General features: G+C 48.5%; 6 protein-coding genes. All 6 read right to left on the bottom strand.

All coding sequences use genetic code 11. The features are described 5' to 3' along the window. On the bottom strand, positions 1-494 hold a 494-nt coding region (locus tag IBX50_RS16605), incomplete at its 3' end, for a YgjP-like metallopeptidase domain-containing protein (protein WP_292257413.1). A gap of 14 nt (positions 495-508) precedes the next feature. Next, on the bottom strand, positions 509-3805 hold the full coding sequence (locus IBX50_RS16600) for a type I restriction endonuclease subunit R (RefSeq protein WP_292257412.1): 3297 nt from the start codon (positions 3803-3805) through the stop codon (positions 509-511). A 9-nt stretch (positions 3806-3814) separates the two neighbouring features. Then, a complete protein-coding gene (rhuM, locus tag IBX50_RS16595; protein WP_292257411.1) occupies positions 3815-4168 on the bottom strand; it encodes a RhuM family protein in 354 nt (117 codons plus the stop codon). Beyond that, positions 4125-4376, bottom strand: a complete 252-nt coding sequence (locus IBX50_RS16590) for a hypothetical protein (RefSeq protein WP_292257410.1) — start codon at positions 4374-4376, stop codon at positions 4125-4127. The genes rhuM and IBX50_RS16590 overlap by 44 nt, the downstream gene beginning before the upstream one ends. Positions 4377-4587: 211 nt before the next feature. Then, positions 4588-5061 (bottom strand): hypothetical protein, encoded by a 474-nt coding sequence (locus tag IBX50_RS16585; protein WP_292257409.1) that lies wholly within the window; start codon positions 5059-5061, stop codon positions 4588-4590. A gap of 2 nt (positions 5062-5063) precedes the next feature. Then, positions 5064-5348 (bottom strand): hypothetical protein, encoded by a 285-nt coding sequence (locus tag IBX50_RS16580; protein ID WP_292257408.1) that lies wholly within the window; start codon positions 5346-5348, stop codon positions 5064-5066. Positions 5349-5499: the final 151 nt, after the last annotated feature.

The raw sequence follows: 5499 nt of genomic DNA, 5'->3' as shown, positions 1-5499 counted from the left end.
GCTTGTTCCAGCATCGCATCCAGCCGTTTGGCGAAGGTTTCCTTGGCCCGCGCTTTGTACCAATCTGTAAGTAACTCTTTCACCTTGTCAGCGGATTTTGTTCTTACCGAAACTTCCAACTTGCCACGTAGCAGTTTCACGCCTTGAACCTGCTCGGGTGCTTCAATCACTTTCAGCAGGTATTGTTTCCCGAGGTAGTAATGGCTCTCACCGCTTATGTACTGCCGAGGGTTGGTGAATTCAAGCTGTTTGCGAAAGTCCCTAAGTTGCTCGTATATCCAACGGCCACGCTTTTTCACAGCAGATAAAACTGCTTCGCTCCCAGCACCTTCAGGAGCCGATGCGATGACCCGACAGTCGGGATAAACTTTTATTAATACCTTGCCAGTGGCTTGCGTGCGCTTAACTCGCTCAAAGGTAATTTGCTCATCACCGTAGCGGAAGCTCATGGTCTGACCCGATTTTGGGGATTGGGGTTTAATAGGAACATTCATCTGGTCATTCCCGTTCAAATCCCGCTCAAACCGACCCGAGTGATCTGAATAATCATCTCAACAATCTTCTTGGCTTGATCCATACCGCCGCCAATAGCTTTGCATTCCTGAAACATTCGGGGCAATAGTTTTTTACGAATATCAGCCTCGATGTTCTGTGGGTTGATAGAATTCTCGGCGACAGAGGTTTCTACCGCTTGATCAATTTCAAAGGCAATTTTGATCCACTTATCCTGAACCTGGCGGTCAAACACGGTGAGGGCTTCAGGCAACACTTTCTTGAATACACCAAAATAAGCTTGAGCATGGCGATTACCGGCAAAGGCATCGGGTATGTCGTTCAAGCGTCTGTCTTGTACTTGCTCTTCAAATTCACGGAACAGCATGTACTGTTTCAGTGGGTGGTCGAATAGTTTTTCCGCTTCTTCAATCGCCTGGCGCAGCAGCTTGGAAAATGCCTCCTGAGCATAAGGGTCATCTCGCAGCTCTTGCTCAATCATGCGGGTTACGCGGGTTTTGATGATATCGGTTTCATTGCGGGTTTTATCAATGCTCCAGTCTTCCGGCTGTTGCTTTTGCCCCATCTTACCCACTTCATACACGCCATCGGGTTCTTTAACCTCAACACCCACCACATGCTTATCCAGCAGCTTTTTAACCTGATCGGCGTATTCGTCGTAATCAATCCTCTCGCCCGCATCTTGCTGTATCAGTTGACGCAAGCTGGAGAACTGCTTCACCGTTTCTTTGTAGTGACGACGATCCTGGTCGCTAAAGCTCTTGTCTTCAAAGAAGGTGGCCGATTGCAGCGCTACCTTCAAACAGCTAGCGAAGGCCGTCAGGGCTTCGTAGAAGTCTTCACGCACTTTAAGGTGCACGTCAACAAACTCGCCGTCACGCTCCTCAATCTTGGGTATCAACACCTGACGCAACTGCTCAATGTCGTTCCTGTTCTTCACCCCATCAAAGATCGCCCACAGCTTCTTATACAGCTGTGGCAGGCGCTTGTACTCGGTACTCATCTGGTTGTACAGGCCTGCAATATCATTGATGTCATAACCGCCCTGAGTGCGGGAGGCCAGATCCTGATATTTCTGAATGGTGGTATCCAGTTCCGCCAGAATGCCGCGATAGTCGATGAGCAGGCCAAATTTCTTCTTCGGGTGCAGGCGGTTAACCCGCGCAATCGCCTGGATCAGGCTGTGCTCTTTCAGCGGTTTGTCGATATACAGCACCGTATTTTTGGGCTCATCAAAGCCGGTGAGCAGCTTATCCACCACAATCAGGATTTTAAGTGCATGATCCTTATCAAAGCGCTCGATCAGCTCCTTGGTATAGGCCTGTTCATCCTGAGCACCAATATGCTCTTTCCACCACCGAGTCACTTCCGGGGTAGCCGCTTCATCCACCGCCGTATTGCCTTCGCGGGTATCCGGTGGGCTCATCACCACAGCAGACTCAAACAAACCTGCTTCATCCAGATACTTTTTGTATTTGATGGCAGAGGCTTTGCTGTCGCAGGCTAACTGGCCTTTCAAACCTTCGTCGATGTTTTTTATGAAGTGGTTGGCGATATCCAGGGCAATCAAACGAATGCGATCATCCGCACCGTAAACCTGGCCTTTTTTGGCAAATTTGCGCTTCAGATCGGCCTTTTGCTCGTCTGAAAGCCCTTCGGTAATACGCTCAAACCAACTGTCGATGGCGCGTTCATTCACATCCAGATCGGGAATACGCTCTTCGTACAGCAGCGGTGTCACCGTCTGGTCTTCCACCGCGCGTTGCATGGTATAAGCATGGACAATGGGGCCAAATTTATTGGTGGTCTTGTCGTCTTTTAACAGTGGCGTGCCGGTGAAGGCGACAAAGGCCGCGTTGGGCAGTGCCTGCTTCATACGGATATGGTTTTCACCGCCCTGGCTGCGATGGCCTTCGTCAATCAGCACAATGATGTCAGCGCTGTGGTTCACACACTCCGGCATTTTGGTAGCGGTATTAAACTTCTGGATCAGCGAGAAGATAATCCGCTCAGAACCTTTGCCAATCTGCTCAGCCAGGCGTTTGCCCGAGGTGGCCATTGCTGCTTCTTTGTCTTTTTTCCCGGCCAACTCGCCGCCAGAAGCAAAGGTTTTACTTAGCTGGGTTTCCAAATCTACTCGATCAGTCACCACCACGATACGGCATTGTTTCAGGCTTTCGTGCAGGATCAGCGCCTTACTTAAAAACACCATAGTGAATGACTTACCCGACCCCGTGGTGTGCCAGATTACACCGCCTTCACGGCCACCGGTGCTACTTCGGATATTGATGCGCTCAATCAGTCGCTTGATACCAAATACCTGCTGATAACGAGCGATGATCTTGCCGACTTTTTTATCGAACAAGGTGAAGTATCGGGTCATTTCCAACAATCGGGCAGGGCTTAACAAGCTGATCAGTAGTTGATCTTGACCTGTAACAGCAAGCTCCCCGGCAGCGGTCAGGCTCTGGTACCAATCCAAGTCTTTTGTCGGGCGGTGCTTGAATAAGCCAGCCAGCTGTTCATCTTTAAGCGTTTTGTTTTTGATGGCGACCATCTCGGCATCGGCGATGTCTTCTTCACGCCACGCGGCCCAAAATTTAGCGGGCGTACCGCAGGTACCATAGCGACCTTCGTTGCCGTTTATGGAAAGCAACATCTGGCTATAGGCGAACAATAACGGGATTTCATCATGGCGCTGGTTACGCAGGCTTTGCGAAATGCCTTCGTCAATGGTGGGGCCTCCCCCTTTTCCAGATCGAGCCTTCCCATCCGGGCGCTTGGCTTCAATGACAACCAGCGGAATACCATTCACAAAACAAACAATATCAGGCCGTCTGTTCTCTACGCCCCCTGATCGCGTCACGGTAAACTCTTCGGTAAATACAAAGCTGTTATTGGCTGGGTTGTGCCAGTCAATCAACGCGACAGTCGTGCTAGTCTTTTTGCCATCGACAAACTCAGTGACAGAAATGCCATACAGCAGGTGGTTGTACAGGCGTTCGTTAGCGGTTAACAAGCCTTCGTTAAGTGCAGGGCTGCATACCTCGGCAATCAGGTTGTCGATAGCCTTTTCAGATAGCGGGTAGCTTTTACCTGCAAAGGTGAAAGTGCGCTTCTGGAGTTCACCGCGCAGCACCTCGCGTAAAACCACTTCATCGGCCTTGCCACCACGGGCGGCTAACGCGAGTTCAGGAGACAGGAACGACCACCCGAGGTTGGTCAATAACGTCAGCGCCGGTAACTTGGCACTGTATTCTTCCTGAAATTTAGGGGCAGCTTGCGTAGTCATGCGTGTTCCTTATTTCTTTGGCGGTTGCCATTGCAACAGCTCTTTAATGTCCTTTTCGCCTTCTTGTTCTTTTAAGCGGCGGTGTTGTTCAGCAAAGCACGTGTATTCGGCCAAGGCTTTTTCATCGGCCTGCTGCTTGCTGATTTTGCCTGCACCTTGCAAGACATCACGGTCGTTAAATTGTAAAAACTGATCCAGCTTATCCTGCCAGTCCCGTAGAAACACCTGCTGGCGGCGTTTGGCTTGGTCTTCGGCAAAATCCAGCCACATCGATACAACGCGGTTCAGCTCGTCGATTTCTTGTTGGTTTAAATAGTTTTTAGCGATGGTCACAAGCCGCAGTTGTTCGGTAAAACCGAACAACTGAATCCTCGACCAACTCACCTTCAAAAATATGCTTGATATGCCCACTGATGGTGGCCTTGGCCTTGCCGTACAGATCGCAGATCATCGCCTGTGACAGCCACAGCGTTTCGTTTTCGAAGCGGCATTCAATGCGTACCTTACCGTCAGGGCTGGCAAACATCACAAACTCGCCCATTGGGGATTGGGGTGGCTGTTGATCCGTCATGCCTTAATCTCATCGAGTACGAGTTCACGAACGAACAATGACCACCCAAGGCGAGTCAATAACGTCAGCGCCGGTAACTTGGCGCTGTATTTTTCCTGAAATTTGGGGGCGTAGTGTGTCATTGGGTGTCCTTACTTCTTCGGTGGCTGCCATTGCAGCAGTTTGTTAAGATGGTCTTCGGCAAAGTTCAGCGCCACTGCGAGCATTTTTTCTAAAAATAATGGCGTAGATGATGAAAGTTGACGGCTGATGCTTTCTGATTACTTGCCCAGTGATAAAGCTCAAGATCAGCCGTCACAAGCTCAACGCCACGCTGCGTTGTTAGTTGAAAAAGTGCCGCATCGGTTATCCCTAGCTTACAAGCAATAGGTGTTTGAATCAGCTCTTTGGATGGTTCGTAAATTTCTTCTGCCTGCTGTAAGTATTGGCTCAAGCTGAAATAGGCTGCTGCCTTTCTGCTTGGATCAAGCCAATCGATTAAGTTTGAGGTCTCAGCTACAACATGCGGTGTAATGATAAATTTCTTTTCACCTTTAATATGGTTTTCGAGCAGCTGTGCATCTTCTGTAGTAAAGTTCCGAGTTTTCTTGAAGTTTTCCACCTCCTTGTGTCCGAGCCTTCCAATCAGTAGCAGTAGCAATAAATTGCTATCCAATAAAATACTTTGCAGCTTATGCTGAGACATTTCTACAGGCTCCGAATCTTCATTCCTTTAAACTCTCCTGTTTCAGCATCAATTCGCAATGTTTTATATTCACGCAATGTTTCTTCTTCTGTTTCAGGCACATAAGATCCGAGAGTTGTTTGTTTCTTTCTTGTACGAAATGACTGATAACCTAAAGTAACTAGCCATTCTTTCTTTTCTTCAGAAAAAGTAACTTCTTCTAAACCAAGATGACTAATTTTTTCCCCTTCATAGAGCTCTTCAGCCATCTTTTTAGCAATTTGTACGGCATTTTTTACAGTTAGCATGTTTTTTCCTTATGTATGGATTTTAGGGTCTTTCTAGATTAAATATTTTATGGTTTTAGTTATAAAACAAGCTTGCTATCGCCCCTGAGTTTCCGGTGCTATCAACTTTGACCCGCCGCTTACCTGTCAGCAACTGCTGCATCAGGGCTTT

This window comes from Marinospirillum sp. (assembly GCF_014859565.1).
Note: the sequence above shows the minus strand (reverse complement) of the source record. Positions and strands in the feature narration are given on the sequence as shown.

Bases quoted from the DNA above. Each gene is read 5' to 3' on its own strand.
- IBX50_RS16600 (WP_292257412.1), bottom strand. From the start codon at position 3,805: ATGACTACGCAAGCTGCCCCTAAATTTCAGGAAGAATACAGTGCCAAG.
- IBX50_RS16590 (WP_292257410.1), bottom strand. From the start codon at position 4,376: ATGACGGATCAACAGCCACCCCAATCCCCAATGGGCGAGTTTGTGATG.
- IBX50_RS16585 (WP_292257409.1), bottom strand. From the start codon at position 5,061: ATGTCTCAGCATAAGCTGCAAAGTATTTTATTGGATAGCAATTTATTG.
- IBX50_RS16580 (WP_292257408.1), bottom strand. From the start codon at position 5,348: ATGCTAACTGTAAAAAATGCCGTACAAATTGCTAAAAAGATGGCTGAA.